Here is a 26,686-nt window from a genome sequence, read left to right as displayed (position 1 = left end):
AGAGCTTTTCGTCTCAACCGAGGCGCGCATTCTACGCTTTCCTCATTGCCTGTCAAGCGTTTATTTTGAAGTTTTTCGCGAGAAACTCGTTTAGCTTCAAACACTTGACTCGCTGCGATCTCTCGTAGCGGGAGGCGAATCATACAGCACTCGAAGATGCTGTCAACTGCCTTTTTCACCGCTGCCGATCAGATGATCGAAGCCCTTCACGCCGCATCGAACTCGCTTAACTCGTTGATTAACAAGGAGTTTTGCGTTCCGTTTGCTGCGGAAGTGGGGCGCATTATAAGGGGATCTGAGAGGCCGTCAACCTTTTATTTCACAAAATCTTAATCAGAATGAATGGCTTAGCCTGCGCATACCTCAAGAGCAGTTGCACCCGCCACCGGGATTTGCGCACTATATTGCGCAGATCACCCTTTCTTCTTATTAGGACAGTCTCCCCCAAATGAACACCCAGCCCCGCAGCCTGGCCGCTACGCTGTTCCCTATCGGCCTGCTGTTGATTGCCATGGCCTCCATCCAGTCCGGAGCATCACTGGCCAAGAGCATGTTTCCGGTTGTCGGCGCCCAGGGCACCACAACACTGCGCCTGATCTTTGCGAGCATCATCATGCTCGCGCTGCTGCGTCCGTGGCGCGCGAGGTTTAATGCCAGCACCCTGCGCAGCGTCATCATCTATGGGCTGGCCTTGGGCGGGATGAACTTCCTCTTCTATATGTCATTGCGCAGCGTTCCGCTAGGCATCGCCGTAGCACTGGAGTTTACCGGTCCGCTGGCAGTAGCGATCTTCGCTTCGCGCCGGGCCCTGGACTTTCTCTGGATCGCGCTCGCCATCATCGGCCTGCTACTGCTCATCCCGACAGGCCAGACGGGAGCATCCCTCGACCTGACCGGCGCGGCCTACGCCTTGGGTGCCGGCGTCTGCTGGGCGCTCTACATTCTATATGGCCAGCGAGCCGGCGCGGAAAACGGCATTCAGACTGCGGCCCTGGGCGTATTGATCGCGGCGCTGTTCGTTGCTCCCATCGGCATCGCCCATGCCGGCAGCGCCTTGCTCACCCCTGCGCTGATTCCGGTCGCACTTGCGGTGGCAATCCTTTCTACCGCCCTGCCCTACAGCCTGGAAATGGTCGCACTGACGCGGATGCCCGCGCGAACCTTCGGCACACTGATGAGTATCGAGCCCGCATTCGGCGCATTGTCGGGGCTTTTGTTCCTTGGTGAAGTTCTCAGCCTGACCCAGTGGCTGGCGATCCTGGCAATCATTACTGCCTCGGTAGGGGCCACACTCTCGATGCGCAAGGAAAGCAGCCCTCCCGTAGCGGCTGATTGATTTGAGAAATACTTTCATTTGGAACAGCTTCAGCCTTGTACCTGTCTGCCAGGCTGTTTAAGCTGTCACGGCATCATCATCTTCAGACGATCTACTGAACCGGGCACGGAAGCAGGGGAATTTCAGGAAGAACGAGTCATCACTAGAAGGGCGGACACTACTCACCGCCCAGATAAGGACAGGAATGAAACGTATTTTTCTCATCCTGGCCATCTTGGCCATTGCTGGGTGTGCCGCTACAGCCAAGACCGAGGTGAAGCGGGGGAAGAAAGGCCTGCACATCAACTGCTCCGGCCTTTCATCATCCTGGGACAAGTGCTACGCCAATGCACAGGCGTCCTGCGGCAGCAAGGGGTACAAGGTGATCGCTCGCTCCAGCGACAGCGACGAAGAACCGGGCGACTACGTGTTCGGGATCAACCCCGCCGGCTACACCAGCCGAAGCATGATCGTCATCTGCAAATAAACGAAAGGGCAGCCTCAGGCTGCCCTTTCTCGTTCGAGTCGGTCGATCAGACCGGTTGCGTACGCAGTCTCAACCAAGTCAGTGCGTCGCCTTGCAACAGGGGCGCTAATCGCTCACGCACGGTCTCGTGATAACGGTTGAGCCATAGGCGCTCCGAAACATCGAGCAGCTCGGGCAGCAAGCACCGTGTGTCGATCGGGCAAAGCGTCAGGGTTTCAAAGGCCAGGAAGTCGCCAAAAGCGCTCCTGCCCGCCTCCCGATTGACTACGAGATTCTCGATTCGCACGCCCCAGGCTCCAGGTCTGTATGTGCCCGGCTCGATCGAACTGATCATCCCGACCTGCATGGCCGTCTGCGGCGTAGTTGCCGCCTGATAAGCAATGACCTGCGGCCCCTCGTGCACATTCATGAAGTAGCCCACGCCATGCCCGGTGCCATGGCCGTAGTCGACCTGATCGGCCCAGATCGGTGCCCGGGCGATGGCATCGAGCAACGGCGAAAGAATGCCCCGCGGGAAACTCGCCCGCGACAGCGCTATCACTCCCTTGAGCACCCGCGTGCAGTCATGTCTCTGCTCCAGGCTGGGTGTACCGATGGGCACCATCCGGGTAATGTCGGTGGTCCCGCCCAGGTACTGGCCGCCCGAGTCGATCAGCAGCAGGCCATTACCCTCGATCACCGCATGCGATTGCTCGGTGGCGCGGTAATGGGGCATGGCACCATTGGCATTGAACGCCGCGATGGTCGAGAAGCTCAGCGAGACGAAGTCAGGACGCCGTGCACGTGCCGCGCTCAGTTGCTCATCGACCGTCAGTTCGGTGATGGTCTCGCGCCCAAGGTTCGCCTCGAACCAGGCGAAGAACTCGCACAAGGCTGCACCGTCCTGCTCCATCACCTGGCGAATATGAACCAGATCCGCCTCGCTCTTGCGCGACTTGCTCAGCGTGGTCGGATTGATGCCCTCGACCAGCACGACTCGCTCGTCGAGATTGTCCAGCAGGCCATGGGTGACACGCGCCGGATCGACCAGCAGGCGAGTGCCGCCAACGAGACCCGCAAGTGCCTGACCAACTTCCGCGTAGTCACGCACCTGGATACCGTCGGCAGCCAGTACTTGACGCAGATGGCTATTGATCTTGTCCTGACCGACGAAGAGCGTGGCTTGATCACGACTAATCAGGGCGAAGGAAACGAACACCGGGTTGTACGAAACATCACTGCCACGCAGATTGAACAGCCAGGCGATGTCGTCCAGAGTAGCGATGAAATGCCAGTCAGCGCCCTTGCTGTCGAGGGCCTGACGCAGCTCAACGAGCTTCTGCGCGCGACTGGCCGTAGCCTGGGGAGGCAGGTGCTGATAGACGGGGTTGCCGGGCAAGGCCGGACGATCACTCCAGACCTCACCAAGCAGGTCCCGATCGGTCAACAGCCTCACATTGCGCGCGCTCAGGCGCTCTGCCAATTGACGGGAAGAGGCCAGCGCCATGACCGCACCATCAACTGCCACAGCACCGCCGCTGGCAACCTGCTCACCCAGCCAGTCCAATGCACCTGGCTGGCCCGGTAGCAGCTTCATCAGCTCGATGCCACTGCCCGCCAACTCCTTCTCTGCCTGCTCCCAATAGCGGCTATCGACCCACAACCCGGCGAACCCCGCGGCCACCACCAGCGTGCCGACCGAGCCCTGGAAGCCAGACAGCCATTGGCGCCCTTGCCAATGGCCGGGCAGATACTCGGACAAGTGTGGGTCGGCTGAGGGCACCAACAGGGCATCGATACCCTCCCTGACCATGACCTCGCGCACACGCGCCAGGCGTGCCGGTATGGATTTTTGAAGGGGGTTCAGACTGTTCATGCGCTCTCCTGCGATCACATCTTGGACGGTTCCAGATCGGGATAATGGAACACGCCGTCAGCGCCCGCAATCGGATCGTCCGCAACAGCCTTGCGATTGCCCGGACTGCCCCCTGCCAATCCCGCGAACAACAGGATTGGCCGGTAATGGCATGCAGTACTACGCCCCTTGATGAACCTGGGCCTCACCAACCTCGCAGTGCAAGCCGCCATCGAGGCCCCGCACCAGGCTACGCAGGGTCTGGTAGGCCGTGAAGTTGACGCCGCGCGCCTGGTGACGCTGCAACAGGTCGAGGAACGGCTCTTCGACGAAACAGGACGCGGCAGCCGCCCACTCCTGGCGCGATTGCCATTGCAGGTACTGCAGCACTCGGCTGCCATCGACACTGGCCTGAATGCTGACACCCAGCAGACCATCGCAACGGCTGGCGATCTCCTCGGCCCGCAGGACCAAAGCCTCGGCCAGGGCCTGTTGCCGAATCGCCGGCACTTCGTACTCGATCATCTGGGTAAACCATAGGGAATGGGGGGTGGCCGCCATGAACAGTCTCCTTGCTCGGGGTACTTGCAGCGTGATGGCGAGCAGGGTAAAACCTCGAGTTAAGTCAAGGTCAAGGAATATTTCGACATGCCCAGCCAGATTGTGGCGGCACCGGAGCGCCTGCTCAGCGTAGGTCAGTTGGCGGCGCGCAGCGGCGTCGCGGTGACCGCGCTGCACTTTTATGAAAGCAAGGGACTGATCCACAGCACGCGCAACAACGGCAACCAGCGCCGCTTCGAACGGGCCATGCTGCGCCGGGTAGCGGTGATCAAGATGGCGCAGCGCCTCGGGGTGCCGCTGGCACACGTCGCCGAGGCGCTCAATACACTGCCCAAAGGGCACACACCGACCGCCGAAGACTGGCAGCGGTTCTCCGCGCAATGGCGAGAAGACCTGACCCACCGCATCGAAGAACTGATGATGCTGCGCGACCAGCTGGATGGTTGTATCGGCTGCGGCTGTATGTCTTTGAAGGAATGTCCGCTGCGCAACCACCACGACCGTCTCGCCCAGCAAGGTCCTGGGCCTCACCCGCTAGGCGCGGACGCTCAGGCAACCACAGCGAAACGTCGCCGGTAGTCACTGGGTGTAAGGCCAGTGATGCGCTGGAACACCTTACGGAAGGCACCGGGGTCCTGGTAGCCCACGCCCCAGGCAATCTGGTCGACGCTGCGCCGGGTGAACTCCAGCAGGCGGCAGGCACGCCCCACCCGGACCTGCTGGCAGTATTGCGTAGGACGCAGCCCAGTCGCCGCGCGAAAGCGTCGCAGAAATGTACGCTCTTCAAGCCCGGCACATCCGGCCATGCTTGCCAGATTGGCTTCTTGCGCGCCACTCCCCTGCAGCCAGTGCTGCACCTTCAGCACGGCTTCATCGCCGTGATCCAGCCTCGGCGCGAACAACGCACCGGGCAGCGGGGTCGGTACCGGATCGACCGCCAGGTAGCGGGCGGTCTCGCGCGCCAGAGTCGCACCAAGGAAACGCTCCAGCAGGCGCAGCCCAAGTTCGGTCCAGGCCATCAGGCCGGCCGACGTCATGATGTCACCGTCGTCCAGTACCGATACGCTGGCGTCGGCACGTACTTGGGGATAGCGCTCGACCAAGGTCTGGGCGTAGTTCCAGTGGGTGCTCGCCGAGCGCCCGTCCAGCAGGCCACTGGCCGCGATGAAGAACACGCCGATGCACACCGACGCGAGCACCGTGCCGCGTGCATGCCATTGGCACAAGTGCGCGCGGTGCCGCTCGAGCAGCGCAGGTGCAGGTGCCGGACCAAGACTGGGCGGCACTACCAATACCTTGAGATCATGGGGCACGCCCGGCAGGCTGTCGTAAACCTCGCAGAGTTCGCCGGCCTGATCCAGTTGCCAGTGGCTGACGCGGATCCGCAGCTGCTCCCCACCACCGAGTTCGCAGGCGACCCGACTGGCGACCGTGAACAGATCCGTCAATCCATGCACGGCGGCACGTTGCGCCTCGGGATAGACCAGCACGCCGATTTCCAGGCCTACGCCGATGTCAGTTTTTGCCGTCATTGTGTCGATCGCGCCAATCCTCATGTAGTTCGTTCAAGCCTATAACTATCGTCACACCACGACCACGCCCAAGGAGGCACGCGACATGAACAAACAGGCCCTGATTCTCATCGATATCCAGAACGATTACTTCCCCGGTGGCAAATGGACTCTCGATGGCGCCGACGCGGCGGCCGACAACGCTGCCCGCCTGCTCGCCGCTGCCCGCAAGCGCGGCGACCTGGTCGTGCATGTGCGTCACGAGTTCGAATCAGCCGATGCGCCGTTCTTCGCCCCCGGCTCGCCAGGCGCCGAGATCCACGCCAAGGTGCTGCCGGTCAGCAACGAGCCGGTGGTACTCAAGCATCAGGTCAACGCGTTTCGCGACACCGAGCTCAAATCGCTGCTCGACAAGCATGAGGTGAAAGCACTGACCATCGTCGGCGCCATGAGCCACATGTGCATCGATTCGGCCACCCGCGCCGCCTCTGACTTCGGCTACCAGGTCTCGGTGGCGCACGACGCCTGCGCTACGCTGGCCCTGGAGTTCAATGGACAGACGGTGCCCGCATCGCATGTGCACGACTCAGCCATGGCAGCGCTGGCCTTCGCCTTTGCCACTGTCGAAAGTACCGACACGCTGCTGGCCAGGTAGGCGGGGGATTCAGATCACCACATTACGCACGAAGCGCGTGGGCTGGTCGCCGTCGTTGCGGTAGGCATAGCGGCAGTCGCTGGGGAAGATGTGGAACTCCCCAGCGCGCAGGTGCAGTTCACCCCCTTCGATCAACAGCGTCAGGCAGCCCTCGGCCACATAGATCTGCTCGCTCCAACCCTCGGCGTCAGCCTCACTGGCATAGTGCTCGCCCGGTGCCAGGGTCCATTCCCAGAGCTCGACCTCGCGCCGCGCCGGGCTGCTACCCAGCAGCACTGCGCGGCTATCAGGCTGCTCGCCGGCCCAGGCCAGCTCGTTGATGCGTGTAGGATCGCGCTGCTCGGGCGCCTGGATCAGCGTACTGAACGCCACCCCCAGCGCTTCGGCGATCAGGTCGAGGGTGGTGAGGCTGACGTTCTTCTCGCCCGCCTCGATGGCGACCAGCATGCGCCGACTCACACCAGAGTGTTCGGCCAGAGCAGTCTGGCTAAGCCCTTTGTCGTTACGCAAGCGGCGAATGTTCTGACTGACGTGCTGCAGCACCGAAGCACGGTGCGAAGAATCTTTGTGCACTATATTGCTCACTGGTAGGGATTGCGCAGTATACTGCCCACTTTGCGGCGATTGTGCGCCGCCCCTTCCGAGTGCGCAAGACCATGACCCAAACCACCAGCAGCCAACGGCCGTCCGTATCCTTTCGCCTGAGCAAAGCCGAATGGGTGCTGGTGTTCATCACCATGCTCTGGGGCGGCACGTTCCTGATCGTGCACAACGTCATGGCCGTGAGCGGACCGATGTTCTTCGTCGGCCTGCGGTTTGCGGCAGCGGCATTTTTCGTCGGGTTGGTATCGGCGAGAGCGCTCTCGGGCCTGACGTTCACCGAGTTGAAAGCTGGCGTGGTGATCGGTGTATCGATCATGCTCGGCTATGGCTTGCAGACCATGGGCCTGCAAACCATCAGTAGCAGCCAATCGGCCTTCATCACGGCACTCTACGTGCCTTTTGTGCCGCTGCTGCAGTGGTTGGTGCTGGGGCGTCGGCCCGGCCTGATGCCAAGCATCGGTATTTGCCTGGCCTTCGTCGGACTGATGCTGCTGGCCGGCCCTGAGGGCGGTGCGCTGCATTTCAGCGAAGGCGAAATCGTGACCCTGGTCAGCGCCGTGGCCATCGCCGGCGAGATCATCCTGATCAGTCGTTATGCCGGCAAGGTCGACGTGCGCCGGGTCACCGTGGTGCAACTGGCAACTGCCTCGGCGCTATCATTCCTGATGATCGTTCCAACCCAGGAACGCATTCCGGACTTTTCCTGGCTGCTGTTGGCCAGTGCCCTTGGCCTGGGTGCCATGAGCGCGGTAATCCAGGTAGCGATGAACTGGGCGCAGAAATCCGTCTCGCCAACCCGCGCCACACTGATCTATGCCGGCGAACCCGTCTGGGCCGGCATCGTTGGCCGTATCGCAGGGGACCGCTTGCCAGGTGTGGCGCTTATTGGTGGCCTGCTGATCGTGATCGCCGTAGTCGTCAGCGAACTGAAGATTCGCCGCGATCGCGATTCCCTTCCAGAGCCGCAAGGCCTGACGCCAAGCGAAAGCGAGACAGGGCGTTGAACTCCTGATCAGCGGCTATGCTCTGAAAAAAACTGTTATAAAAAAACAGCTTGTCACAGCGCTTTTGTAGGATTCTGCCACAGCTTGCGTGTTGGTGATCACCAGCGTGGCACGTATGATCCATGGCAAACCTCTGTAGATTAGAACGCTATGTCTTTGATAGTGCTATTGCTTCTGCCCTTCATCGGCAGTTGCCTGGCAGCCGTGCTGCCGCACAATGCGCGTAACGCCGAGTCCATTCTCGCCGGGCTCGTGGCCTTGGTCGGCACTGTCCAGGTAGCGCTGCTGTACCCGCAGATCGCCCATGGCGGCGTGATCCGCGAAGAATTCCTCTGGCTGCCCAGCCTCGGGCTCAACCTCGTGCTGCGCATGGATGGCTTCGCCTGGCTGTTCTCGCTGCTAGTGCTGGGTATCGGTACGCTGGTGTCGCTGTATGCGCGCTACTATATGTCGCCCCAAGACCCCGTGCCCCGATTCTTCGCCTTCTTCCTGGCCTTCATGGGCGCAATGCTCGGGCTGGTGATTTCCGGCAACCTGATTCAGCTGGTGTTCTTCTGGGAGCTGACCAGCCTGTTCTCCTTCCTCCTCATCGGCTACTGGCACCACCGCAGCGATGCCCGCCGCGGTGCCTACATGGCGCTGATGGTCACGGGCGCAGGTGGCTTGTGCCTGCTGGTCGGCGCCTTGCTGCTCGGCCATGTGGTCGGCAGCTATGACCTGGACAAGGTCCTGGCCGCTGGCGAAACCGTCCGCCAGCACGCGCTCTATCCTGTGTTGCTACCGCTGATCCTGATCGGTGCCCTGAGCAAGAGTGCGCAATTTCCCTTCCAGTTCTGGCTACCGCATGCCATGGCTGCTCCCACGCCAGTCTCGGCCTATCTGCATTCGGCGACCATGGTCAAGGCCGGGGTATTCCTGCTGGCACGCCTATGGCCAACGCTGTCGGGCACCGAGGAGTGGTTCTGGATCGTCGGCGGGGCAGGCGCCTGTACCCTCCTGCTCGGTGCCTTCGCGGCGATGTTCCAGAATGACCTCAAGGGCTTGCTGGCCTATTCGACCATCAGCCACCTGGGCCTGATCACCCTGTTGCTTGGCCTGAACAGCCCTCTTGCAGCAGTTGCGGCGGTGTTCCACATTCTCAACCACGCCACGTTCAAGGCCTCGCTGTTCATGGCCGCCGGCATCATCGACCATGAAAGTGGCACCCGCGACATCCGCCGTCTCAGCGGACTGATACGCCTGGTGCCCTATACCGCCACCCTGGCCATGGTCGCCAGTGCCTCCATGGCCGGCGTGCCTCTGATGAACGGCTTCCTTTCCAAGGAAATGTTCTTCGCCGAAACCGTATTCATTACTTCCAGTGCCTGGGTCGAGGCCGCCTTGCCGGTGATCGCCACCCTCGCAGGCACGTTCAGTGTTGCCTACGCCCTACGCTTTACGGTCGACGTATTCTTCGGTCCGACCGCCCAGGACCTTCCGCATACACCGCACGAACCACCGCGCTGGATGCGCGCTCCGGTCGAGTTGCTGGTCCTGACCTGCCTTGTAGTTGGCATCTTCCCTGCCCAGTCGGTCGGCCCGCTGCTGGCTGCCGCAGCGTTGCCGGTGGTAGGCGGCACGCTGCCAGAATACAGCCTGGCCATCTGGCACGGCTGGAACGCGCCTTTGATCATGAGCCTGATCGCCATGTGCGGCGGCGTAGTGCTCTACCTGTTACTGCGCAAACAATTGCGCCTGGGCCGCTTCCCTTACCCGCCGCTGATCGAACGCTTCAATGGCAAGCGGCTGTTCGAGCATGGACTGGTACGCTTGATGCTGCTGGCCCGGCACCTAGAAGGGCTGTTGACCAGCCGCCGCCTGCAGACCCAGTTGTTCATGCTGGTCGTTGCCGCCTTCCTCGCCGGGCTGACGCCCATGCTGTACAGCGGCATCAGTTGGGGGGACCGCCCCAAGATCCCCGGGTCCGGTGTATTCGTCGCCATGTGGCTGATAGCAATTGCCTGTGCTATCGGCGCAGCCTGGCAGGCCAAGTACCACCGTCTGGCGGCGCTGATCATGGTCAGCGTCTGCGGCTTGATGACCTGCATCACCTTCGTCTGGTTCTCTGCTCCTGACCTTGCACTCACGCAGCTGGTGGTCGAAGTCGTCACCACGGTGCTGATCCTGCTGGGCCTGCGCTGGCTGCCGCGCCGAATCGAGGGTGTCTCGCCCCTGCCTGGTAGCCAGGAGCGTGCACGCCTGCGACGCCTGCGCGACCTGCTACTTGCAGTGCTGGTCGGCGGCGGTATGGCGCTGCTGTCGTACGCCATGCTGACGCGCCCCACGCCCAACGACATCTCATCGTTCTACCTGAGCCGCGCACTCCCCGAAGGCGGCGGCACCAACGTGGTCAATGTGATGTTGGTGGACTTCCGCGGCTTCGATACCTTGGGTGAAATCACTGTGCTGGTCGCAGTGGCGCTAACGGTCTTCGCCCTGCTGCGCCGCTTCCGCCCGCCGAAAGAAAGCATGCAGTTGCCGACACAGCAGCGCCAACTGGCGCCGGACGTGATCACCGACCTGGTCAACCCACGGCATGTGACCGACACCGCACTGGGTTTCATGATGGTGCCTGCAGTGCTGGTACGTCTGCTGCTGCCGATCGCCCTGCTGGTCTCGATGTACCTGTTCATGCGTGGCCACAACCAACCAGGCGGCGGCTTCGTCGCCGGGCTGGTGATGTCGGTGGCGTTCATCCTGCAGTACATGGTCGCGGGCACCCAGTGGGTCGAGGCTCAGATGAGCCTACGGCCGCTGCGCTGGATGGGCACCGGATTGCTGTGCGCCACGCTCACCGGCGCGGTCGCCATGTTGCTGGGTTATCCGTTCCTCACCACCCACACTGCGCACCTGCATCTGCCGTTGCTCGGTGACATCCATGTCGCCAGCGCCTTGTTCTTCGATATCGGCGTGTACACCGTGGTTGTCGGCTCCACGCTCTTGATCCTGACCGCCCTGGCACACCAATCGGTACGTGCCTATCGCCCAGGCCATCCTAAATCCAGCCAGACAGGAGCCGCCTGATGGAAGAAGTCATCGCAGTCGCCATCGGCGTACTGGCCGCCTCCGGAGTCTGGCTGGTACTGCGCCCACGGACCTACCAGGTCATCATGGGCCTGTGCCTGCTCTCCTACGGCGTCAATTTGTTCATCTTCAGCATGGGTAGCCTGTTCATCGGCAAGGAGCCGATCATCAAGGACGGCGTCCCACAGGACCTGCTGAACTACACCGACCCGCTACCGCAGGCACTGGTGTTGACTGCCATCGTCATCAGCTTCGCCATGACTGCCCTGTTCCTGGTGGTCCTGCTGGCCTCGCGTGGCCTGACCGGCACCGACCATGTCGATGGCCGGGAGCGTGAGGAATGAGCTGGATGAATCAACTGATTGTCGCCCCGATCCTGCTACCACTGGTAACCGCTGCGATCATGCTGCTGATCGGCGAAAAGCACCGCCAGTTCAAGGCGCGCCTGAACCTGCTGTCGAGCCTGATCGGTTTGGGTATCGCCGTGACGCTGCTGATGTGGGTACGCGGCCAGGGCCAGGCCGAGTCCATCGGCGTCTACCTGCCCGGCAACTGGCCGGCGCCGTTCGGTATCGTGCTGGTACTCGATCACCTGTCCGCACTGCTGCTTACCCTGACCGGAGTCATCGGCGTCAGCGCCCTGCTGTTCGCCCGTGCCCGCTGGGACGGTGCCGGCGCCAGCTTCCACGCACTGTTCCAGATTCAGCTGATGGGCCTTTACGGCGCGTTCCTGACCGCCGATCTCTTCAACCTGTTCGTGTTCTTCGAGGTACTGCTGGCGGCGTCCTACGGTCTGTTGCTGCACGGTTCGGGACGCGCGCGGGTCAGGGCCGGGCTGCACTACATCGCCATCAACCTGTTCGCCTCGTCGCTGTTTCTGGTCGGCGCGGCCATGCTCTATGGCGTGACGGGCACACTGAACATGGCCGACCTGGCACTTAAGATCCCGCTGGTTGCAGAGGCCGATCGCGGCTTGCTGCACGCCGGAGCGGCGATCCTGGCCATGGCATTCCTGGTCAAGGCCGGTGTCTGGCCGCTGAACTTCTGGCTGGTGCCTGCCTACTCTTCGGCCAGCGCACCGGTCGCTGCACTGTTCGCCATCATGACCAAGGTCGGCCTGTACGCAGTGCTGCGTCTGTGGACGTTACTGTTCTCGGGCCAGGCAGGCGCCTCGGCGAATTTCGGTGGGGAATGGCTGGTGTACGGCGGCCTCGTCACCCTCGCGGTGGCTGCCGTCTCGATCCTCGCCGCCCAGCGCCTGGAGCGTCTCGCCGCGCTGAGCATCCTGGTCTCGGCTGGCACGTTGCTGGCCTCGGTCGGTTTTGGTCAGGCGGCCCTCACCGGCGCGGCACTGTTCTACCTCACCAGTTCCACCCTGGCCTTGTGCGCCTTGTTCCTGCTGGCCGAATTGATCGAGCGCTCGCGCTCGGCCAACGAAGCGCCCCTGGACGACGAAGAGGACGCCATCCCGCCGCCGCTCGAGTCCCTGCACCCACCCAAGGGCATCAACCTCGACGACGAGCAGAAGGCAGTGATCGGTCAGATCATTCCCTGGACCATGGCCTTCCTAGGCTTGAGCTTCATCGCCTGCGCACTGCTGATCATTGGCATGCCGCCGCTGTCCGGCTTCATCGGCAAGCTCAACCTGATCAGCGCACTGTTCAACCCGCAAGGCCTGGGCATGCCACCCGAGCAGCCCCTGTCAGCGGCGGGTTGGTGCCTGGTAGCCCTGTTGCTGCTATCGGGCATGGCATCGCTGATCGCCTTCGGCCGCGTGGGCATCCAGCGCTTCTGGAAACCGGAGGAGCGGCCATCGCCATTGCTGCGCCGCTATGAATGCGTACCGATCGTGCTACTGCTGGGGCTGTGCATTGCCCTCAGCATCCAGGCCGAGCCGCTGCTGCGCTACACCCAGGACACCGCCGCTGGCCTGCAGGCACCCGACGCCTATATCCAAGCGGTGATGTCCACCCGCCCCGTGCCTGGGCCGACCACCATGACGCAGGTACAACCATGAACCGGCTGTTCCCCGCCCCGCTACTGTCACTGGCACTGTTCGTGCTGTGGCTGGTGCTGAACCTTTCCGTCAGCCCTGGCAATCTGCTGCTTGGCGCCGCCCTCGGCATCCTTGCACCCGTGCTGATGGCGCCATTGCGCCCGCAACACGCCCATATCCGCCGCCCGCTGGTGATTGCACGCTTGATCGGCCGTGTGGGCCTGGATGTGATCCTCTCCAACCTGCAGGTTGCCCGAGGCGTGCTGCGAGCCAGCAGCCATCCACCACGTTCTGCCTTCGTGCACATCCCCCTGTCGCTGCGCGACGCCCATGGCCTAGCCGCCCTGTCGATGATCACCACAGTGGTGCCCGGCACGGTCTGGTCAGAGCTGGCCCTGGATCGCAGCATCCTGTTGCTGCATGTGTTCGACCTGGACGACGAAGCCGCCTTCATCGAACACTTCAAGCACACCTACGAACGCCCGCTGATGGAGATCTTCGAATGACTGGCCTGCTCGCCAACGCCATTCTCGCCAGCCTGTTCATCTTCATCATCGCCATGGCCCTGGCGCTGGTCAGGGTGTTCCGCGGCCCTTCGGCGCAGGACCGGGTCCTGGCGCTGGACTACCTGTACATCCTGGCCATGCTGATGATGCTGGTACTGGGCATCCGCTATGCCAGTGATACCTACTTCGAAGGTGCGATGCTGATCGCCCTGTTCGGTTTCGTCGGCTCCTTTGCCCTGGCCAAGTTCCTGCTGCGCGGAGAGGTGATCGAATGATCCAGACTGTCGAACTACCGTTCTGGCTGGAGCTTGCCACGGCCGTACTGCTGCTTGCAGGCAGCCTGTTCGCTTTGGTCGGTGCAATCGGACTGGTGCGCCTGAAGGATTACTTCCAACGCATGCATCCCCCGGCACTGGCCTCGACCATCGGCGCCTGGTGCGTCAGCCTCGCCTCAATCCTGTACTTTTCCGGTCTCAAGCAGGGGCCGGTGCTGCATGCCTGGCTGATACCGATCCTGCTGTCGATTACCGTGCCGGTGACTACGCTGTTGCTCGCGCGGGCCGCCCTGTTCCGCAAACGCATGTCTGGAGAGCAGGTGCCGGATGAGGTCAGCAGCGGTGGCGACCGGGGCAACTGAGCGCCAGTCGGATCTGAATGGTCAACGCTGTCAGTGCTGGGTCAGGCGCTGCAGCTCGCGCCGCACCATGGCCACATAAGGAGGCGGGCCGAGCCGATAGAGCTCACCCGCTACCCAGGCCAGCCAGCCTTCTTTCAACTGTGCTCGATGGGCGATCAGGCGCTCGGCGTCCCGAATGGCTTGCGCCTTGTGACGCTGGTGAAACTCGGCGCGCCCCGCAGGCAACGCATCGTCGCCACTCATTCACTGGCCTTGAAAGTGGTCAGCTCGCCCTTGCGCCATTTGGCGACCTTGCCGGTCACCGCCTTGAGCAGTTTGCCCAGGCCTTCCGCCACCTGGGACTGGGCAGCGAACACAAGCATCACGCCCTGCCCGTCACGGAAGACAATGCCGTCGCCCTCGGGCACCGAGACGAACGCATAGTCACCCACCCCATATACATTGAACTTGATCTCGCGAAAACGCAGCTCGAGCTTGCCACCTTCGCGGCTGGGCAGGACGGCGGCACGGAAGTGATCCCCGACCTTCAGTTCCAGACGTTGCTTGTCGTCGACAACCATCGCGTTGTCGGTATCGATCTCGGCCATGTAAAGGCCATCGGGGTTCTGCTCGGTGACGTAGATGAAACGGCCCTGAAAGAGCTTGACCAACTTGGCCCGCAAGTCGCCCAAAGCGAACAGGGCGTGGGTATCCAGAGTACTGACTGCCAATGAAGTGATCCTCGAACCGGTTGTTTCCCGCCGCCACACGAAGTCGTGAAGGCGTGACGCGGCGGCCATTTCAAAGTGATGTCTGAAAGGTTAGTGACACAATGCTTGAAGCGTCTGCGGGGCTCATCGATACGGCAAGTAGGATTTTTTACACTCGCACGCCAACAAAACCCCTGGAGAACACTCGGCATAGATCCCGCATGGGGAACAGTTTTGTCTGACAACAATGCCGCCAGAAAAGATGCAATAGATAAAGCCAGGCCCCTCGGCAGAATGGGTCCGATATTCGTCCATGCATTTACAGGGGAAAGAATATGCACGAAAACACCGAAATCCGTCGAGAGGTCTCGAACATTTCTTACATCCGACCTCTACGCAACGTCGCACGTTTCGTGGTAATTCCCGCCGGCGTCGCGTTCTTCCACATCACCGAGCGTACCACTGGCCGGGTCATGGGGTTTCGCCGCAGCCACCTGGCAGCCTGCGAGCTGGCGCGAAGCCTGGACCGCTAAGCCGCATATCCCTTCGCCAGTTGCTGCAACCAGGCGGCCTGGCACTCCAACGCTTCAGCCCGGCTGGCGAAGGCAGTACCACGACGCTCGCCATCGACCAACACCACCCAGCACGCCCGTTGCCCTCGGGCCCGCAGCATCGCAGGTACGCCGGAACCTATCATCACTGCCACATTGACCCGGGATTGCATCATTTCTCTCCACTTAATTAGCAAGCTAACTACATGGGTAGAATACGATCCTCCAAAGCCGAGAAAAAGCACTCGCCCGTAGAGCTGTATTGCATCAATCGCAACAAATCGACATGTTTTCAGCCCCTACGGAAACGCGAAAGGCCCCGCGGATTGCTCCGCAGGGCCTTGCGCCGAGTGTGTCCGTTCAGATCTGCCGCTGGTGGCGGTCGAGCTGCTCGTGACGCTCCTGGGCTTCGATGCAGTATTTGGTGGTCGGGCTGATCAGCAAGCGTTGCAGCCCAATCGGCTCGCCGCTGTCATCGCACCAGCCAAAGCTCTCGTCAGCAATACGGCCCAGGGCCATCTCCAGCTGCGGCAGCAGGCGCTGATCGCGCTCGATGGCATTGACCAGCCAATGACGCTCTTCTTCGACCGAGGCCACGTCGGCCGGATCAGAAGGCGTGTCCAAGCTTTCGATGGTGGCGCGGCTCAGCTCGATGCGCTCATGGGTCTCGACTTTCATCGCTTGCAGCAGCGCGCTAAAGAACCCGAGCTGATCGGCATTCATGTAGTCATCGGCCGACATGGCCAGCAACTGTTCCTTGGTCATCGATTTCTCTATGAAAAAATGTGCATTTGGGCGATTCGGGTGCCACCGGCGATGGCTCGCAGGCAACGGAATTCTTCAAGCGCCAACCGGCACTCTTTTACAGGGGGCGGCAGTCTAAGGTGCGCGGCCCCGTGGGGCAACAGAAATGACAGAGGAATCTGCCGAATCGGACGGATTACCCCAGGATCATACCCGGGGGTGGGCACCAGCACGGATGGCAACGCACGCCCCGATAATATGCAACAACAGCGCCATGCTGTCAGCCTGCAGCTGCAACGCCGAACGCCCCGCTCCAGGTAGTGACAAGCTACCTCTACCCCACCTGTCGACGATGATCATCTGGGGTTCCCCTTCATAAAGGAACCTCGGCCATGAGCCTTTCTAGCCCCCACCCACAGGTCGGTGACCTGGATTGCGAGATTGCCAAGCACTTCCAGACAAGACCCTCGCTTCAGGATGTAGCCAGTCGTATGCTCAGGCAGCAATGGCTGGCCTGCAAACTGGATCCCTCACTCGATCCTGCGACCTTGTCCATTCGCAGCACAGGCAAGGCCGGTACAGCCCCCTACCAGCATTCCCTGACCAGCATGCTGATACAGCGCCACATCCTCAAGACGACCCTTAACCTCACACCACTGCAAGACACACTGGTCCAAACTCAGCCAGGCCTTGACGACAAGACACTGGAAACCCCACTGCACCCGATCGAGGCCCTGATCAACGAAACCGCACCGTTTCTACTAAAGGAATATCGCCAGGCGCTGACTGACTATTGGGTGGATGCAGACAAACATGACGGCAAGTCGCCCTGGCAATGGTGCAGCCAATACCTGCGTGAGCGCTACAAAAAAGCACTGGACGAGCACCGCAAGGAGCAGTGGATGGACGACAGGACGCTGGCGGTTGCCCAACAACTGCTGGACGGCACCTCGGATACTCAGGATCCCGTTCTGCACAACGTGCGCCTGGATATGCTGGACAATTGGCAACTCGACCCGGACCTTGCCAGTGCCTTGTTGATCGAAAGCCCGGCCTCTGAAGATAAAGAGGCGGTCACCTTGCTGTTCACCACCAGTGGTCGATTACTGCAGTATCAAAGCCGTAACGCGATGCTGGCCCGGGCCAGGCGGCGTCTACCCGCCGTATTACCGCCTGCACTGAAAATGATGCGCCTGATCGGAATCCCCGGTCGACCGTTCGACAACCAGGCCAGCGGCCTGTTACAGCAACAGTTGCATGGCTCACTCACTGTCACTTCGATACCCGACCGACTTCAACGCCCCAACGAACTCGCACTGGCGCTCGACCGCATCACCTCGATGCTGAGCCTATGCGGTATCGACGACACTGCAGCCCATGACCGCCTGGCCGCGGAGTTGCCGGTGTGGTTACGCAACGCACAACCGGAGCAACTGCAGCGCTATGCCCTGGTACTGACCGATATCGCACAGACCTACGAAGGCGCCGGCAGGAAGGGCTGGCTGGACGGTATTCTCGACGCACAGGCATTTGCCTATGCCAAGCTTTACCAATGCATCCTGAAAAACCATCCCGATTTCGACCTTGACCTCAAGCAACTGCGCGTCGCGAACCATCAGGTCACTGCCGTCGCAATACCCGGGGCAGGTTCCCTGGTAACCAGTGGCAGCATTCACGTCGAACGATTCGATCTCGCGCAATTGGCCATTGCCAACCTGGGCCTGCTGCAACCTGGCAAAGTGGTGGTCGAATCCATAGATGGCAGTGACGTGCCGGCATGGTTCGACGAATCCTACCTACGCGCACTGATCACCCAGGCGGACATCGCAAAGCACTACCCGCAAATGCTGCGCGCCAAGTTGCTCGAGGACCCGCAAGCCGCACAGCGTCGCACAGCGCTGCTGCGCAAACAGTTGCGCAGCCAGTTGCCGCTGCTGGTCATGGACCTGAACCTGCGCGGCCTGACGTCGGGCCCCGACCTCTCCAGAGAGATCGCCGAAGTGTTTGCCACCCCGCCGACCCAGTCGGCTCAGTGGTACCTTCGACCCTTCGCGTTGCTGTCGAGCCTCGATGCCAGCCCTGATCCTGTGAGCAATACCTGGCTGATCGAGCAGAATGCCTACAATGGTGGCCCATGCCTGCTCTATCGCCCGCTGCTGGCCACCCCCCTGTCGTACTTCCAGGACCGCATGGCGCTGTTCGAGGCGCTCGCCACACCTGGCGACCTGCAGGACGACATCCTGCAACGGCTCCCGGAACAGGCGCGCAAGGTATACGCGTACGGCGGTTTTCGCGAACCGCACCTGTTTCATCCAGGAGAGGACGATTGGGCGGTGCCGTTCGGCAAGCCCGCCCCTGCGTCGCTGTCAATCGAACCACCCTGCCCAGACCCCGCATCAGCGCTGTACAAGGCCTGCGTAGAGGAAACCATTGCGCAATTCAGCAGCCATGCGCAAAGCAGCGAACAGGCACGTTGGGCACGCTGGCAGACACTGGGTTGGCTGCTGCTCAATACGGTACTGCCTTTCGCGCCCGAATCCGTGGCTACTGCGGGCTGGATCGTGCAGATGGAAACCACTTTCCTCCAGGCAACCAGCGACCGGCCACAGGACACCAGTGACCGTGCCGCCAGCCTGGTGGAACTGTTGCTGAACCTCGCCACACTGCTGTTCGCCCATGCTCGTCGAAGGATCGACCTACAACGACCGCTGGAGCCCCCTATCGTCGACCCGCTGGCCACGCCCAACCGCGATCAGCTGCCGACGCTGGTAAACGGGAGCGCCGATCCTCTGGCCGATTTCTCCTGGAGCAATCCTTTGTTCAAGCTCGACAGTGCCCAGCGTCAGTCGCTGCTGGCGCTGCGGGCGCCCTATGAGATCGACGAACTGGGGCCTCCGATACCTCAGGGTGCATTGCAGGGCCTGTTCCTGCATGACGCACGCACCTGGGTCTCACTCGGCGGCAGTGTCTACGAGGTACAACTGGATCCTGTCGCACAGCGTCAGCGCATCATCGACACCGCCAACCCGGACAAGCTGGGCCCCTGGATTCGCCGCGAGGAGGATGGCCGCTGGGGATTGGACCTGCGTCTGCACCTCAAGGGTGGCATGCCCCTGGGCAAGCGAATCACACAGCTCAGGGCCGAAAACGCAAAGGCCCTGGCAACGCTGAACGCGACAATCATCGAGGAACGCGCGCAATCTCAAAGCCGTCAGCAGATGCTGGTCGATGCAGTGAAGGAAGTCGGGGGCAAGGAGGATGAAGCGTCGTTGCATAAGTACCTGGGGACCGCCAAGGAATGCTCGACTTTCTGGGGACAACACCTGGAGCACCTCAGACAACGCAACGAGCGCGCAGTACTGGAGAAGTACAAGATCCGCCGAGCGTTTGCCCTCAGCCAGCATGTGCGCTGCGAACAGGAGGTCTTCCGTGCACTGAATCGCTTGCATGAACCACTGCGCGCTCGAATGCTCGAAATGTACGGTCGGCAGAACAGCGGCCATGAGATAACCCCTGCAGAGGCCACCACCCTCACCGAATGCATCGAGAAGATACTGTTGCTGCTGGACCAGATGGTAGAGCACGGCTCCCTGCTCACCGAGCAAAGAGCACAACTCGAAAAGCTGCGCAGCGAACACCAGCCCGAGATCAGCAGCTACATCGAGGTGGTGGACCAAGGTGGCATCAAGCCTCCCTCGAACCTGGTGCTGCGCTGGATGCGCATCGAAGCCTGCACCAACCGCATGACCATGCTCCAGCAACTGGATGAGGACGGCTCCTTCTGGATGAAGCGCGCCTGGAACAACCTGCAGATGAGCATCACCCAGCACCTGCAACTGGCCAGGTTGAAGAGCCCGGGAGAGGAAGTTACCGCCCGGGTCCTGTACAGCATCAGCGGCCAGCTCAGAACGGCTCGACGACAACTGAACAATCTGATCAGCCATATGGACCCAGAGCGCAGCCATGATGAATTGAAGCGCATGGAACAGGATTTCGACGCGTTCACGAACGACGTGGCCAAGGAGGCCGACGAGCTCCCTGAGTTCATCCCGGTCAGCACGGTCCAGCAACTGCGAGCGCAACTGCCCGGGCTGATCGAGACACAGGAGCATGGCATCCTGCTAGGTACAGTACGTGAAGGCAATCCGAACATCGTCGACATCCCCACCCCCGCAAGTGAAACACCCTCTCGCAGCTACACACTCCAGGACGATCGCTGGGTCGAGCTGGAAGTAGCAGCGCCCGAGGCAGCACCTGTTCCGGCACAACCGCCCAACCTCAAGCGCCTGCTCAAGAGCGGCAAGTCCTGCATGGCTGCGGCACGCACGGAGCTGGTACGCCTAGGCAAGTCGTACTCGAATAACTACCTGCCGGTGGAGATAGAGGAAATTCTCACCGACCATCGCGCCAGCCTCGACAGCGCCCGCGAGGCCATAGAACGCCGTCTCACTGCGGACAATGCCACCGATGAGGCCAGCGCAGACAGCGACGCGGCGATCGTCATCAAGGAGATCGAGGACCTTGCGGCACAGCTCACGACCGAAAGCCTCAGGCTGCGTACCAAAGCGGCACTCAAGCAAAAACCGCGCATGGGTGAGCTGCAATTCCTGATCAAGCAGAACCAGGTGACGATCAGCCCTGTTGGCACGCGCAAAGCCCTGACCAAGGTCAAGGGCAGGCCTGCTGATTTCCTCGACGAATATGTCGTGCAGCACGACGAGCAGGCGATCTGGTACGCCCACTTTCACTATCGCTCGAAAACCGCCGCCAAAGTGGATTTCGTTGCCGGCCATCTGAAGCTGGCCAGTCAACGCTTTGCCCAGGGCAAGACGGTCACCAACCCGCAGACGCTGAATCAGGAAGAGGTGTACCGCAGCCCGATCTCGTTGGCCGACGCGAAACAATACTTCTTCACGGACTGAAACAGCAGGGCAGCGCCCTGGCGCTGCCCCTCGACCTCAACAGTCCTTGAACTGCGCCTCGCGCTTGGCGATGAACGCTGCCATACCTTCCTTCTGATCTTCCGTGGAAAACGCCGCGTGGAACACGCGACGTTCGAAACGCACACCCTCGCTCAGGCTCACCTCGAAAGCACGATTGACGCTTTCCTTGACCATCATGCTCACCGGGATCGACTTGCTGGCGATGGTCGCCGCCACCTTCAGCGCCTCTTCCAGCAGCTCGGCCTGGGGCACCACGCGCGCCACCAGCCCTGCCCGCTCGGCCTCCTCTGCGCCCATCAGACGGCCAGTCAGGCACAGCTCCATGGCCTTGGCCTTGCCCACGGCGCGGGTCAGGCGCTGGGTTCCGCCCATGCCCGGCAGCACGCCGAGGTTGATCTCCGGCTGGCCAAACTTGGCGTTGTCCCCGGCGAGAATGAAGTCGCACATCATCGCCAGTTCGCAGCCACCGCCCAGGGCAAAACCCGACACCGCGGCGATGATCGGTTTGCGCCGATTGGCGATGCGGTCGGCGTCGCTGAACAGGTCGTCGACATAGATCTGCGGGTACTTGAGCTCGGCCATCTCCTTGATGTCGGCGCCCGCGGCGAAGGCCTTGGCAGAACCGGTCAGGACCACGCAACCGATGTTCGGATCACGCTCGAGCTGATCCAGGGCCTGGTTGATCTCGGCCACGATCTGCGCGTTCAGGGCATTGAGCGCCTGGGGACGGTTGAGGGTGATCAGGCCGACCTTGCCGTGGATGTCCAGCAGGATTGTTTCGAATGCCATGCAAGCTGCTCCTTCAAAGATTGCGCGCAATGACCATGCGCTGAATGTCACTGGTGCCTTCGTAGATCTGGCAAACCCGCACATCGCGATAGATGCGCTCCAGCGGGAAGTCCTTCAGATAGCCATATCCGCCGAGCGTCTGCAAGGCATCCGAACAGACCTTTTCGGCCATTTCCGAGGCGAAAAGCTTGGCCATCGACGCTTCCACCAATGCCGGGCGCCCGGCATCGCGCAGGGCTGCCGCATGCAGCACCATTTGCCTGGCCACGGCGATGCGCGTGGCCATGTCGGCCAGACGGAAGGCCACGGCCTGGTGCTCGACCAGTACCTTGCCGAAGCTCTGGCGCTCCTTGGCGTAGTCACGCGCGACCTCGAACGCCGCACGGGCCATGCCGACGGCCTGCGAAGCGATGCCGATACGTCCGCCCTCGAGGTTGGCCAAAGCGATCTTGTAGCCCTGCCCCTCTTCACCCAGGCGATTGGCCACCGGCACCCGCACATCATCGAAGACGATCTGGCACGTGTCGGAGGCGTGCTGGCCGAGTTTTTCTTCAACCCGCACCACCTGATAGCCCGGCGTGTCGGTGGGCACGATGAACGCACTGATCCCGCGCTTGCCCGCCTCGGGATCGGTGACCGCGAAGACGATCACCACCCCGGCGTTCTGGCCGGAAGTGATGAACTGCTTGCTGCCATTGAGCACGTAGTGATCGCCCTCCAGGCGCGCACGCGTCTTCAGGCTGCTGGCATCGGAGCCCGCCTGGGGCTCGGTGAGGGCGAAGGCACCGAGCATCGCGCCGCTGGCCAACGGCACCAGGTAACGTTGCTTCTGCGCTTCGGTGCCGAACTTCAGGATCGGCACGCAACCCACCGAGTTGTGTACGCTCATGATGGTCGAGCAGGCCCCGTCGCCGGCGGCGATCTCTTCCAGGGCCATGGCGTAGGCGACATAGCCGGTGTCGCTGCCACCATACTGCTCCGGCACCAGCATCCCGAACAGGCCAAGCCCGGCCATCTCATCGATGGCCTCGCGCGGGAAGCGATGCGCCTTGTCCCATTGCTCGGCAAACGGCTTGAGGCGCTCCTGGGCGAAGTCCTTCACCGCATCGGCGATCTGTTGTTGCTCGTCAGTTACCAGCATGGCTCACCTCAGTACAGGCATTCGACCGCGATCGCCGTGGCTTCGCCGCCGCCGATGCAGATGGCCGCGATACCGCGGCGCAGGTTGTTCTGGCGCAGGGCCGACAGCAGCGTCACCAGGATGCGCGCGCCGGAAGCGCCGATCGGATGGCCCAGGGCACAGGCGCCGCCATGGATGTTGACCTTGTCGTGGGGCAGGTCAAAGTGCTTCATCGCGGCCAGGGTGACCACGGCAAAGGCTTCGTTGATCTCGAACAGATCCACATCCGCCAGACTCCAGCCAGTGCGTTTGACCAGCTTGTCGATGGCGCCGATCGGCGCGGTCGGGAACAGCGCAGGCGTATCGGCGAAGGCTGCGTGACCGTGGATCACCGCCAGCGGCTTGAGGCCACGCTTGTCGGCTTCACTGCGGCGCATGAGTACCAGGGCCGCGGCGCCGTCGGAGATGGAGCTGGAGTTGGCAGCGGTCACCGTGCCCCCCTCGCGGAAGGCCGGCTTGAGCTGGGGAATCTTGTCCAGACGGGCCTTGGGCGGCTGTTCGTCGTCCTTGATAACCCTTTTCTCCTTGCCCTCGGTGACCTCAACCGGCACGATCTCGGCGCTGAAGCGGCCATTCTTGATCGCGTCCTGGGCGCGGGTCAGCGAGGCAATGGCGAAGTTATCCTGGGCCTCGCGACTGAAGGCGCCGGCCTGGGCGCAATCTTCGGCGAAGGTGCCCATCAGGCGGCCTTTGTCGTAGGCATCCTCGAGGCCGTCCATGAACATGTGGTCGATGATCCTGCCATGGCCCATGCGATAGCCACCGCGAGCCTTGTCCAGCAGGTACGGGGCGTTGGTCATGCTTTCCATGCCACCTGCCACCACCACATCGGCACTGCCGGCCAGCAGCAGGTCATGGGCCATGATCGCCGCCTGCATGCCGGAACCGCACATCTTGTTCAGGGTGGTGCAGGTGGTGTGCTTGTCCAGGCCAGCACCCAGCGCCGCCTGACGCGCCGGTGCCTGGCCGAGTCCGGCGGGCAACACGCAACCGAACAGCACCTGCTCGACACTGCCGGCATCGAGGCCGGCCCGCTCGACTGCAGCACGGATCGCCACGCTGCCCAGTTGCGGTGCGGTGAGGCTTTTCAGGTCGCCCTGCAGGCCACCCATGGGCGTGCGCACGGCACTGACGATGACAATCGGATCGTTGGCGAGGGTCATGGGTATTTCTCCTTACTTGGCAGCCATGCGCAGTGCGCCGTCGAGGCGAATCACCTCGCCGTTGAGCATGCTGTTCTCGATGATGTGGCGGGCCAGCGCGGCGTACTCCTGCGGGCGCCCAAGGCGTGGTGGGAAGGGAACGCCTGCGGCGAGCGAGTCACGCACCTCCTGGGTCATGCCCGCCATCATCGGTGTTTCGAAGATGCCGGGGGCGATGGTCATCACGCGGATACCGAAGCGCGCCAGTTCACGGGCGGTCGGCAGTGTCAGGCTGGCAATCGCGCCCTTGGAGGCGGCATAGGCCGCCTGGCCGATCTGCCCGTCATAGGCGGCGATGGAGGCGGTATTGATGATCACGCCCCGCTCCCCCCCCTCGTCCGCAGGCCCTTCAGCCATGGCCGCAGCGGCCAGGCGCAGCATGTTGAAGCTGCCGACCAGGTTGACGTTGATCACCTTGGCAAAGCTTGCGAGGCCATGCGGTCCCTGTTTGCCCAAGACCTTTTCGGCGCCGACGATACCGGCGCAGTTGACCAGCCCGTGCAGGCCGCCGAAGGCGTTGACGGCAGCCTCGACCGCCGCTTGGGCGGCCTGCTCGTTGCTGATGTCGGCCACTGCGAAACGGGCGTTGTCACCCAGCTCCCGCGCCTTGGCTTCGACCGCCTCGGCGTTGAGGTCGACCAGCATCACACGGGCGCCGGCCTCGACCAGCATGTGTGCGGTAGCGGCGCCCAGCCCAGAGGCGGCGCCGGTGACGATGAAACTTTTGCGTTGAACGTTCATGGAGGTTTTCCTTCAGGCGCCAGCAGGGGTGGCCTGCGCAGCGCGTTGCTTGGCGATTTCCTGATTGCGCAGGATGAAGCGTTGCAGCTTGCCGCTCGGAGTCTTGGGCAGCTCGCCAACGAATTCGATTTCACGCGGGTAAGCGTGGGCATACAGGCGCTGGCGCACATGCTGGCGCAGGGCCTCTTCCAGCTCGGGACTGGCGCTATGGTCTGCAGCCAGCACCACGAAGGCCTTGATCAGCTCGGTACGCTGCGGGTCAGGCTTGCCCACCACCGCCGCCTCGATCACCGCCGGGTGTTCGATCAGCGCGCTCTCCACATCGAACGGGCCGACGCGATAGCCGGAGGTGGTGATCACATCGTCGCTGCGACCGACGAAGCTGATGCTGCCGTCGGTGTTGAGCTCGACGGTATCGCCGGAAAGGTAGTACTTGCCGATGAACGCCTTGGTGGGGACGCCGTGGTAACCGCCAAACCAGCACAGCGGCGATTGCTCGCGGTCGACTGCCAGTATCCCTGGCTGACCGGCCGGCAGCTCGTTGCCGGCTTCGTCCAGCACCACGATGCGATGCCCGGGGATGGCGAAACCAGCCGATCCCAAGTGCACCGGATGCACCAGGCCATGGTGGTTGCACAACACCATGCCCAACTCGGTCTGGCCATAGTGATCGTGGATGGTCACGTTCAAGGCCTCGGCGAACCAGCGGATCACCTCGGGATTGAGCGGCTCACCGGCACTGCTGACCACCCGCAGGCGCCCCTGGATCGGTGCCGAGAACGCCTCACCGGCTGCGATCAGCAGGCGATAGGCGGTAGGCGAGCCGGCCAGGTTGCTGATGCCCAGCTTGTCGATGATCCGTGCACAGCTCTCGACGCTGAACGGACCATCGTAGAAGGTGGTGGCATGTCCCAGCGCCAGTGGGCCGGTGACAGCGTAGTACAGGCCATAGGCCCAACCCGGATCGGCCAGGTTCCAGAAGGTATCGTCGGGGCGCAGGTCGATGGCATCGCGCATGTAGCCCTGAAAGGCGATAATCGCGCGCAGCGGGACCTCGAGCGGTTTGGCCGGCCCTGTGGTGCCGGACGTGAACATCAACAGGAAGGGGTCGTCGCCGCTGCGCATTACCGGCTCGCAGTGATCGCTCGCTGCCTCTAACGCCTGCTGGAAATCCAGCTCGTGCGCTGCGGCACCGACCGTGATGATCGTCGGGCATCCGCTGACATCGTCCAGCTTGGGGCGGTTGTTGCGATCAGTGACCACCACCCGGGCATGGGACTGCTCCAGGCGGTGCTCGATGGCCTTGGGGCCGAACGCGGTGAACAACGGCTGGTACACCGCCCCCAGGCGCCAGGTCGCCAGAATCGTCACCAGCAGTTCGACGGTACGTGGCATCAGGCCGGCGACCCGGTCCCCGGGCCCCACGCCCTGATCCTTCAGGACATTGCCCATGCGTGCCGCCATGGCCTGCAGTTGCTCGAAACTGTAGCGTGCGCCGTTACCCTCCTGGTCTTCACAGATCAGCGCAGGCAGGTTGCCTCCTACATGCCGGTCACAGCACTCGACACAGGCATTGAGTGCCTGCAGGTTGCCCTGCAAGGCGGCTGCGGCAACCCGGGCATATTCGAATGCTCGCGCGGCCTCGGCGTAATCACGCATCGTCGGACTCCTGGTT

Annotated in this window: 26 protein-coding genes; 13 read left to right on the top strand and 13 right to left on the bottom strand. The window is 62.2% G+C overall.

Annotated elements, in window-relative coordinates; genetic code table 11:
• Window positions 1-448 precede the first annotated feature (448 nt).
• Together rhtA and HU748_RS08620 are read left to right on the top strand one after the other, a co-directional pair.
• The gene (gene rhtA / locus HU748_RS08625; protein ID WP_186720070.1) at window positions 449-1,336 is read left to right on the top strand and encodes a threonine/homoserine exporter RhtA; all 888 of its coding nucleotides are present in this window, start codon (window positions 449-451) and stop codon (window positions 1,334-1,336) included.
• 184 nt (window positions 1,337-1,520) lie between these two features.
• Window positions 1,521-1,802, top strand: a complete 282-nt coding sequence (locus HU748_RS08620) for a hypothetical protein (RefSeq protein ID WP_054894309.1) — start codon at window positions 1,521-1,523, stop codon at window positions 1,800-1,802.
• A 46-nt stretch (window positions 1,803-1,848) separates the two neighbouring features.
• Here the strand turns inward: HU748_RS08620 and HU748_RS08615 are convergent, their stop codons facing one another.
• Both HU748_RS08615 and HU748_RS08610 read right to left on the bottom strand, forming a co-directional pair.
• Entirely contained in the window at window positions 1,849-3,657 is a 1,809-nt protein-coding gene (locus HU748_RS08615; RefSeq protein WP_186666135.1) for an aminopeptidase P family protein, read from the bottom strand.
• A 159-nt stretch (window positions 3,658-3,816) separates the two neighbouring features.
• Window positions 3,817-4,197 (bottom strand): antibiotic biosynthesis monooxygenase, encoded by a 381-nt coding sequence (locus HU748_RS08610; RefSeq protein WP_186666137.1) that lies wholly within the window; start codon window positions 4,195-4,197, stop codon window positions 3,817-3,819.
• Between the two features lie 87 nt (window positions 4,198-4,284).
• Here HU748_RS08610 and soxR point away from each other — a divergent pair, with 87 nt between their 5' ends.
• Window positions 4,285-4,776 carry a redox-sensitive transcriptional activator SoxR gene (gene soxR, locus HU748_RS08605; protein ID WP_186720068.1) on the top strand — a complete coding sequence of 164 codons (492 nt, stop codon included), beginning with the start codon at window positions 4,285-4,287 and terminating at the stop codon, window positions 4,774-4,776.
• Here soxR and HU748_RS08600 read toward each other — a convergent pair.
• Window positions 4,746-5,729, bottom strand: coding sequence for a helix-turn-helix domain-containing protein (locus HU748_RS08600; RefSeq protein ID WP_186720066.1), 984 nt, complete (start codon window positions 5,727-5,729; stop codon window positions 4,746-4,748). The genes soxR and HU748_RS08600 overlap by 31 nt on opposite strands.
• Before the next feature lie 85 nt (window positions 5,730-5,814).
• Here HU748_RS08600 and HU748_RS08595 point away from each other — a divergent pair, with 85 nt between their 5' ends.
• Window positions 5,815-6,363 (top strand): cysteine hydrolase family protein, encoded by a 549-nt coding sequence (locus HU748_RS08595; RefSeq protein ID WP_186666141.1) that lies wholly within the window; start codon window positions 5,815-5,817, stop codon window positions 6,361-6,363.
• A gap of 9 nt (window positions 6,364-6,372) precedes the next feature.
• Here HU748_RS08595 and HU748_RS08590 read toward each other — a convergent pair whose 3' ends face one another.
• On the bottom strand, window positions 6,373-6,936 hold the full coding sequence (locus HU748_RS08590; RefSeq protein WP_186720064.1) for a helix-turn-helix domain-containing protein: 564 nt from the start codon (window positions 6,934-6,936) through the stop codon (window positions 6,373-6,375).
• An 83-nt stretch (window positions 6,937-7,019) separates the two neighbouring features.
• Here HU748_RS08590 and HU748_RS08585 point away from each other — a divergent pair, with 83 nt between their 5' ends.
• The 7 genes from HU748_RS08585 to HU748_RS08555 all read left to right on the top strand — a co-directional run bounded on the left by HU748_RS08585 (window position 7,020) and on the right by HU748_RS08555 (window position 14,172).
• Window positions 7,020-7,970 carry a DMT family transporter gene (locus HU748_RS08585; RefSeq protein WP_186666143.1) on the top strand — a complete coding sequence of 317 codons (951 nt, stop codon included), beginning with the start codon at window positions 7,020-7,022 and terminating at the stop codon, window positions 7,968-7,970.
• 150 nt (window positions 7,971-8,120) lie between these two features.
• Window positions 8,121-11,033, top strand: coding sequence for a monovalent cation/H+ antiporter subunit A (locus tag HU748_RS08580; protein WP_186666144.1), 2,913 nt, complete (start codon window positions 8,121-8,123; stop codon window positions 11,031-11,033).
• Complete coding sequence (locus tag HU748_RS08575) at window positions 11,033-11,377, top strand: Na+/H+ antiporter subunit C (RefSeq protein WP_186666145.1); 345 nt, start codon at window positions 11,033-11,035, stop codon at window positions 11,375-11,377. Before HU748_RS08580 ends, HU748_RS08575 begins: the two co-directional genes overlap by 1 nt.
• Window positions 11,374-13,050 (top strand): monovalent cation/H+ antiporter subunit D, encoded by a 1,677-nt coding sequence (locus HU748_RS08570; RefSeq protein ID WP_186666146.1) that lies wholly within the window; start codon window positions 11,374-11,376, stop codon window positions 13,048-13,050. The genes HU748_RS08575 and HU748_RS08570 overlap by 4 nt, the downstream gene beginning before the upstream one ends.
• Window positions 13,047-13,535 carry a Na+/H+ antiporter subunit E gene (locus HU748_RS08565; RefSeq protein ID WP_186708040.1) on the top strand — a complete coding sequence of 163 codons (489 nt, stop codon included), beginning with the start codon at window positions 13,047-13,049 and terminating at the stop codon, window positions 13,533-13,535. Before HU748_RS08570 ends, HU748_RS08565 begins: the two co-directional genes overlap by 4 nt.
• A complete protein-coding gene (locus tag HU748_RS08560) occupies window positions 13,532-13,810 on the top strand; it encodes a K+/H+ antiporter subunit F (protein ID WP_054894322.1) in 279 nt (92 codons plus the stop codon). The genes HU748_RS08565 and HU748_RS08560 overlap by 4 nt, the downstream gene beginning before the upstream one ends.
• Window positions 13,807-14,172: a Na+/H+ antiporter subunit G gene (locus HU748_RS08555; protein WP_186720062.1), complete on the top strand. Its 366-nt coding sequence runs from the start codon at window positions 13,807-13,809 to the stop codon at window positions 14,170-14,172. Before HU748_RS08560 ends, HU748_RS08555 begins: the two co-directional genes overlap by 4 nt.
• Before the next feature lie 30 nt (window positions 14,173-14,202).
• Here the strand turns inward: HU748_RS08555 and HU748_RS08550 are convergent, their stop codons facing one another.
• Both HU748_RS08550 and HU748_RS08545 read right to left on the bottom strand, forming a co-directional pair.
• Complete coding sequence (locus HU748_RS08550) at window positions 14,203-14,415, bottom strand: hypothetical protein (RefSeq protein WP_186666149.1); 213 nt, start codon at window positions 14,413-14,415, stop codon at window positions 14,203-14,205.
• A complete protein-coding gene (locus HU748_RS08545; protein ID WP_186666150.1) occupies window positions 14,412-14,882 on the bottom strand; it encodes a hypothetical protein in 471 nt (156 codons plus the stop codon). The genes HU748_RS08550 and HU748_RS08545 overlap by 4 nt, the downstream gene beginning before the upstream one ends.
• A gap of 314 nt (window positions 14,883-15,196) precedes the next feature.
• Here HU748_RS08545 and HU748_RS08540 point away from each other — a divergent pair, with 314 nt between their 5' ends.
• A complete protein-coding gene (locus tag HU748_RS08540; protein WP_186666683.1) occupies window positions 15,197-15,394 on the top strand; it encodes a hypothetical protein in 198 nt (65 codons plus the stop codon).
• Here HU748_RS08540 and HU748_RS08535 read toward each other — a convergent pair.
• Window positions 15,391-15,585, bottom strand: a complete 195-nt coding sequence (locus tag HU748_RS08535; protein ID WP_186666663.1) for a hypothetical protein — start codon at window positions 15,583-15,585, stop codon at window positions 15,391-15,393. The two genes, HU748_RS08540 and HU748_RS08535, sit on opposite strands and share 4 nt — an antisense overlap.
• A 187-nt stretch (window positions 15,586-15,772) precedes the next feature.
• Entirely contained in the window at window positions 15,773-16,177 is a 405-nt protein-coding gene (locus HU748_RS08530; RefSeq protein WP_186666151.1) for a TraR/DksA C4-type zinc finger protein, read from the bottom strand.
• 371 nt (window positions 16,178-16,548) lie between these two features.
• Here HU748_RS08530 and HU748_RS08525 point away from each other — a divergent pair, with 371 nt between their 5' ends.
• A complete protein-coding gene (locus HU748_RS08525) occupies window positions 16,549-21,078 on the top strand; it encodes a DUF6543 domain-containing protein (RefSeq protein ID WP_186720060.1) in 4,530 nt (1,509 codons plus the stop codon).
• 36 nt (window positions 21,079-21,114) lie between these two features.
• On the opposite strand, the gene HU748_RS08520 is transcribed toward HU748_RS08525, so the two are convergent.
• The 5 genes from HU748_RS08520 to HU748_RS08500 are packed head-to-tail and all read right to left on the bottom strand — an operon-like array spanning window position 21,115 to window position 26,670.
• Window positions 21,115-21,888 carry an enoyl-CoA hydratase gene (locus tag HU748_RS08520; RefSeq protein ID WP_186666154.1) on the bottom strand — a complete coding sequence of 258 codons (774 nt, stop codon included), beginning with the start codon at window positions 21,886-21,888 and terminating at the stop codon, window positions 21,115-21,117.
• Between the two features lie 13 nt (window positions 21,889-21,901).
• Window positions 21,902-23,029 (bottom strand): acyl-CoA dehydrogenase, encoded by a 1,128-nt coding sequence (locus tag HU748_RS08515; protein WP_186666155.1) that lies wholly within the window; start codon window positions 23,027-23,029, stop codon window positions 21,902-21,904.
• 8 nt (window positions 23,030-23,037) lie between these two features.
• Window positions 23,038-24,231: an acetyl-CoA C-acyltransferase gene (locus HU748_RS08510; RefSeq protein WP_186666156.1), complete on the bottom strand. Its 1,194-nt coding sequence runs from the start codon at window positions 24,229-24,231 to the stop codon at window positions 23,038-23,040.
• A gap of 12 nt (window positions 24,232-24,243) precedes the next feature.
• A complete protein-coding gene (locus tag HU748_RS08505; protein WP_186708030.1) occupies window positions 24,244-25,011 on the bottom strand; it encodes an SDR family NAD(P)-dependent oxidoreductase in 768 nt (255 codons plus the stop codon).
• Window positions 25,012-25,023: 12 nt separating this feature from the next.
• On the bottom strand, window positions 25,024-26,670 hold the full coding sequence (locus tag HU748_RS08500; protein WP_186720058.1) for an AMP-binding protein: 1,647 nt from the start codon (window positions 26,668-26,670) through the stop codon (window positions 25,024-25,026).
• Window positions 26,671-26,686: the final 16 nt, after the last annotated feature.

The organism is Pseudomonas sp. RW3S2 (assembly GCF_014268955.1).
Taxonomy (GTDB): Bacteria; Pseudomonadota; Gammaproteobacteria; order Pseudomonadales; family Pseudomonadaceae; genus Aquipseudomonas; species Aquipseudomonas wayambapalatensis.
This window is presented reverse-complemented; position numbering and strand designations above follow the sequence as displayed.